Below are 4,911 nucleotides of genomic sequence, written 5' to 3' on the forward strand. Positions count from 1 at the left end.
GTTCGGTTGTTTTTTTAATCTTTGGATCTATACCCCCCGGCGCTGGATCGTTGCTTCGTGCCGGGCCGGGCGGGGTTCCACTTCCCGGCCCCCCTATACGCCCGCGCGGCCCGCTTCGGCGGCGGCGCGCACGTCCGCGAGGTCGATATCAGGGTCGGTCACCGTGGCCCAGGCGAAGATTCCGCCTTCGGCCTGCGGAATCGACACCAGATCACCTGCCTCCGCGGTGAGAACGTCGGCCAGCAGATCTGCTCGCTCCCGGTAGAGGGTGCGGGCGTTCGCGACGATGCCGTCGAACAGTCCCGGCCGACCGAGCAGATGCGCCACGGCGGATTGGGTCAGCAACGACGCGTGCTGATCGAGGTTCGCGCGCAACCGCAACAGTCCGGCCTGGAGCCAGGGCGGGACGACCGCCCAGCCCAGTCGAAGCCCGGGTCCAAGGGTCTTGGAGAACGTATTGACCCGCACCACCCGATCGCTGTCGAGCGGGAAGTCAGGAACAGCTGTGCCCCGAAACCGGAGCTCGCGGTACGGGTTGTCGGAGACGACGACGAACCCGTAGCGCTCGGCGAGGGCGACGAGCCGCGACCGGTCGTCGGCTGCGAGAGTCGTGCCGGTCGGATTGTGGAAGTCGGGGATCACGTAGAACAGCTTCGGGATCCGCCCTGCCTGCAGGTGGCTCTCGAAGACGTCGAGGTCGAGACGTCCCCCGGTGTTCGGCACCGGCAGGAGCTGGGCTCCGTAGTGGTCGAGCACCCGCAGCGCAACGGGAAAAGTAGGGCTCTCGACGGCCACCAGGTCGCCGGGGTCGAGGACGGCGGCGAAGACCAGGCTCAGTCCGTGCAGTGCGCCGTTGGTGACGACCACCCGGTCCGGATCGACGACACCGGACTCGTCGCTCTCCCGTCCCGCGATCCACTCGCGAAGCGTCGCGATGCCCGGGGCCACCGAGTACTGCAGCGCCCGTGCGCCTGTCGGAGGCGACGCGAGGGCGACAGCGAACGCGGCCGCCAGTTCGTTCACCGGGAGCGCCTCGTCGGCGGGAACCCCGCCTACCAGGCGGATCGCGTCCGGCGGCAGGGAGGCCGGCGGCGGCCCGAATCCACTTGCTTCGAGCGGGCGAGTGATCAAGCGGGACAACGAGGACGGAGGAGGGGATGTGATGATCCTCATGTTCGAACTTCCTTCGTGGTCGAGAGTGTACGACGGATCACGCGGCGAGGGCGCGGTCCGGGCGAGATGGGTGTAATGGTCGAGGACGCGGCCGGGATGCCGAACATCACCGGGACGGATCTGCCCGCGGGAACCGTTGCCGGGCGGGTTGGTGAGGAGGCCGAGCCGGATCTGCCGGTGTGCGGATTGTGCTGACACGATTCTGTGCTCCATTGTCGTTGCGCGGCGGGCTGAATCACACGGAATCGTCATACTCGTCTCCTGCGGCCGTCCCGGACGGCACATGCCAACGACGACACCAGCATTCCGGCGCACACGGCAAGCCCCGCCGCCATTGCGCGGCCGTAGTTCCCGGTGTCCGCGGACAGGACCCCCAGATAGATGCCGGGCACCGCGGCGAGGCTGACGGTGGCCGACAGCCGCTGCGACAGCTGCAGGAATCCGACGGCCACGCCGCTCACACCCGCCGGCGCATGCTCGAGCGTCATCGCACGGTTGGGGGCGTCGACGAATCCGCTCGCGACCCCGGACAGAACGGCCAGTGCGGCGACCACCGCGAGCACCGACGTCCGCGGCAGCACAGTGACCGCGAGCACGTATCCGGCGACGACGAACAGTTCCGCGGCGATGGCACCCACCACCGCGGCGCGACCGAACCGTGCGACCACCCGCCAGCCGACTGCCGAGGTCACGGCCATCATCACCGAACTTCCCGACATCACCAGGGCGGCGTGCAGCGGTGCGATGCCGAGTCCCTCGATCAGATAGAGGCTCATCACGGCGTTCATCGCCAGGAGGGCGCCGAACCAGAACAGCGCGACCGCCGTACCCAGGGTGTAGCCACGTGCCCGCATCAAGGCAGGTAGCAGCACGGGCGTGCCGCCGCGACTCGCGTAGCGCCGTTCCCACCAGCGGAAACACCCCAGAGCGAGGATCGAACCCGACACCGACAGCACCGCTCGCGTCGCCCCGAAGCGCGACACCATCGGCAACAGCAGCAGCGTCGTCGCAGCCGCGAGCAGCCCGAGACCGACGACATCGACCGTCGCCCCCGACCGGGCGCGGCTGTCGCGGCGCAGGAACAGCGCGCCGAGCGTCACGGTGACGACCGCGAACGGCACGTTCAGCACGAGCAGCAGCCGCCACCCCCAATCGGGACCCCCGACCCTGAGGAGCACACCACCGGCGATCGGACCGATGAAACCGGCGAGCCCCCCGGCCGTTCCGTATGCCGCGAGTGCCTTGGCCCGGCGAGGCCCGGAGTAGCGGTCGGAGATGATGCCGAGGACCTGGGAACTGACGACTCCCGCCCCGGCGCCCTGTCCGAGGCGGGCCGCAACGACGGTCCACGGCTCCGCGGCGAGGGCACCGACCAGGCCCATGACGGCGAACAGGCTCAGCCCGGCGAGGAACAGCCGCCTGCGGCCGATCAGATCGCCCATCCGCCCCGCCGGGACGAGGGCGAGACCGAAGGTCAGTGAGTAGCTCGCCAGGATCCACTGCACGTCCGCCGTCCCCGCATCGAGGGACGACCGGATGGCCGGCAGGCCGATGCCCAGCACAGCGGAGTCGAGGAGTGTGGTGAAACCGGCGGCGGCGCAGACGAGCATCTCCCGACGTCCAGCCGTGTCGCGGAGCGCCGGTCCGGCATCGGTGCGTTCCGGTGCTGTGTCGAGGTCGGTCAGGATAGGCCTACCGATGCTCGCCCGCGGCGGTGCGGATGTCGTCGGCGTCTGCGAGCGCCACCACCCGCCCGGCCTCGGCCACGACCACCGGCCCCCGGTGTCCACCGATTCGCCGCGCTGCCACCGACAACTCCTCGGTGACACCCACGACGGGCAGCTGCTGAGCAACGTGCGCGCCGACCGGGTCGTCGTCCGGAGCGTCCGACAGCGCCTCGGGGCCGACGGCCCCCAGGATCTCCGCGACCACGATCGGACCGGTACCCGGGCGCGCCAGCACGACGGGAAGCGCCGGGGTGTCCGTGAGCACGTCACGTGCCTCGGCCACGGTCGCGGTGGACGGCACTGTCCGGGGTGCGCTTCCCCGGCCACCCAGTGTGTGACCCACGACGGGTCCGCTCGCTGCGTGGTAGAGCGGGAAGCCGAGCCGTCCGAGCCATTCGCTGTCGAAGTACTTCGACAGGTACGCCCGGCCCGAGTCCGGGACGATCACGACCACGACGTCGTCCGGTCCGAGAGTCCGCGCGACCCGCAGGGCGGCGGCGACCGCGGTGCCGGCGGAACCCCCGACGAGGAGTCCTTCCTCCCGGGCGAGGCGGTGCAGCACCGTGAGGGCCTCGACGTCCGTGATCCGCTCGAGTCGGTCGACGACGTCCGGGTGGAAGGAGTCCGGCCACTCGTCTGTCTCGGTCTGCGGGTGCAGGAAGTGGCCGACGGATTCGATGTACCAGGCCCGGCCGTCGCCTCCGCCGTACACGGAGGTTTCGGGGTCCGCGCCGACTGTCTGCACGGCGCCGCCGGAGACCTCGGCCAGGAACTCCCCTGTCCCCGTGATGGTCCCACCGGTTCCGACTCCCGCCACGAGATGGGTGACCCGGCCCTGGGTCTGCCGCCAGATCTCCGGTCCGGTCGTGGTGCGGTGCGCGTCCGGATTGGCCGGGTTGTCGTACTGGCCGGCGAGCCAGCCGCCGGGGATCTCCGCGGCGAGCCGAGTGGCGACGTTGCGGACGAATTCAGGATGATGACTGGGCCGTCCGCCGGGCGTCACATGCACCTGCGCCCCGTGCGCCCGCAACAACCCGATCTTTTCGGCGCTGGTCTTGTCGGGCACGACGACGACCGAACGGTAACCCCGGGCGGCAGCGACCAACGTCAGACCGACCCCGGTATTGCCCGACGTGCCTTCCACGACGGTGCCCCCGGGGAGCAGCTCTCCCGATTCCTCCGCCGCGCGAATCATGGCCAGGGCGGCACGGTCCTTCACGCTTCCGCCGGGATTGAGGAACTCGAGCTTGGCGTACACCGTCGCGGAGATGCCTTCGGTGACCCGGTTCAACCGAACGAGGGGTGTGTTGCCGATGGCATCGGTGATCGAGTCGTAGACGCCGAGGCTCGCAGCATCGACTGTGGGTGGATCGAGGATGGTCATGGCTCTACCTTTCGAGGCCGCACCGGTGTCACTCGATCAGCATGGCAAGGACGATCGCCGAACAACAGGATTCGAGTCACGCCGATCGGATCTTCGCATCCTCGAGATTCGAATTCTTCTCCGGCGACAGCCGATCGGCTGTACTACGGGACGACCGAGACCGAAGGGAGTAGTCGAAAAGATGTCGACACCGGTGACAACACTGCAGCGTCACGACACGGAGCTGTGGCAGTGGCGGCTGTCCGCGCGTTGCCATGAAGAGGACGCGGAGATCTTCTTCCCGGCGGACGCCGAACGCAGGAACGCGCGCTTCGAGCGGGAGGATCTCGCCAAGGAGTTCTGCCGCGGCTGCGCGGTGGTGGAGGAATGCCTCGCGTATGCGCTCGACACCGGCCAACAGCACGGAGTCTGGGGAGCGACGACGCCGGGCGAACGGCTCGCTCGACTCGGCCGCTGAGCTACGTCGAGCACGAAAGCCGAGTTATATTCGCAAAGAATTGATTTGGTGCGCCGCTCCCGGAAAGCAAGTACGTTCAGTGTGCCGCGGTCTTGGGAGAGGCTGCGGTGACATGCGGTGTTCGAGAAGAGGGGTCAGAACACCGGACGTGGTGGATGGCCCCGTCGACG

4 protein-coding genes are annotated in these 4,911 nt (G+C 69.0%); 1 reads left to right on the forward strand and 3 read right to left on the reverse strand.

The window, feature by feature from the left end; translation table 11 throughout:
- Nucleotides 1–93: 93 nt before the first annotated feature.
- The 3 genes from ACFTZB_RS42960 to ACFTZB_RS42970 form a co-directional block, all read right to left on the reverse strand.
- Entirely contained in the window at nt 94–1,371 is a 1,278-nt protein-coding gene (locus ACFTZB_RS42960) for a PLP-dependent aminotransferase family protein (protein ID WP_378441659.1), read from the reverse strand.
- A 50-nt stretch (nt 1,372–1,421) separates the two neighbouring features.
- The gene (locus tag ACFTZB_RS42965) at nt 1,422–2,783 is read right to left on the reverse strand and encodes an MFS transporter (RefSeq protein ID WP_378441661.1); all 1,362 of its coding nucleotides are present in this window, start codon (nt 2,781–2,783) and stop codon (nt 1,422–1,424) included.
- Nucleotides 2,784–2,865: 82 nt separating this feature from the next.
- A complete protein-coding gene (locus tag ACFTZB_RS42970; protein WP_378441663.1) occupies nt 2,866–4,284 on the reverse strand; it encodes a PLP-dependent cysteine synthase family protein in 1,419 nt (472 codons plus the stop codon).
- Between the two features lie 193 nt (nt 4,285–4,477).
- On the opposite strand from ACFTZB_RS42970, the gene ACFTZB_RS42975 reads away from it, so the two are divergent.
- A complete protein-coding gene (locus tag ACFTZB_RS42975) occupies nt 4,478–4,741 on the forward strand; it encodes a WhiB family transcriptional regulator (RefSeq protein ID WP_378441665.1) in 264 nt (87 codons plus the stop codon).
- Nucleotides 4,742–4,911 lie beyond the last annotated feature (170 nt).

Source organism: Rhodococcus sp. NPDC057014, assembly GCF_042673295.1.
Taxonomy (GTDB): Bacteria; Actinomycetota; Actinomycetes; order Mycobacteriales; family Mycobacteriaceae; genus Rhodococcus_F.